The following is a 727-nucleotide window of genomic DNA, read 5'->3' as shown; positions in this document are numbered from 1 at the left end:
GGTTCTGTTGCACAAATCGGTGTCTGAGCGGGCTTCTGCTTTCACCGGGCGGATTTATCCTGTGGGCGCAGTGATGGGTATGCCAAGGGCGGTGTAGCGGTTGAGCACCGCGATCCGGACTTGGAGCTCGGCAAGCTGCCGGTCGAAGTCTCGGGCCATGAGGCCCTGGCCAAGGCGTTTGACGCAGTTCATCTTCGTCTCTGCGCGGTTTCGGCGGTGATATCCGGTCAGCCTTCACCCTCTGCCTTGATCCCTGTCGCGTCCATTGCCCGGCAGGGTATTGCGCAGCAATGTCCCGAGAGGGGATCAGCAGGTGCAAAAGGCCCGTCCCTCCGCGATAGGGGATGGCAACGTAGAGTGACTTCTGACGGCGGCACAGAGTGCTGAAGTCCGGCACTTTTCAGTCTAGCCCTGCCAGACGCAGCAGGCTTTGCACGAACCCCGTCGTTTGCCGCAAAGGCATGCCAAACAGCACCTTCATCGTGAGACAGATTTGGATGGCCGAGTTGCTGAACTCAGGTTGCCGCCCGCGTTTACCCGTTGGTGGCGCACGCCATGCCATGTCTGGATCGAGCCAGACCGTCAGCGACCCACGCCGCTTCAACGCGTCATTGTAAGACGGCCAATTCGTGGTCTTGTATTTCGTAGAGGACCAACTGCTCATGCACCGTTGCTACCCCACTGAATCCAAACAGGGAATCCCTCACGCGATTTGTGCAACAAAGCC

Annotated in this window: 1 pseudogene; it reads right to left on the bottom strand. The window is 59.1% G+C overall.

The features are described from left to right. Positions 1–54 precede the first annotated feature (54 nt). Positions 55–664: pseudogene (locus Q0936_RS20355) on the bottom strand (transposase). Positions 665–727: the final 63 nt, after the last annotated feature.

The sequence above is a fragment of the uncultured Tateyamaria sp. genome, from assembly GCF_947488715.1.
GTDB lineage: Bacteria > Pseudomonadota > Alphaproteobacteria > Rhodobacterales > Rhodobacteraceae > Tateyamaria.
This window is presented reverse-complemented; position numbering and strand designations above follow the sequence as displayed.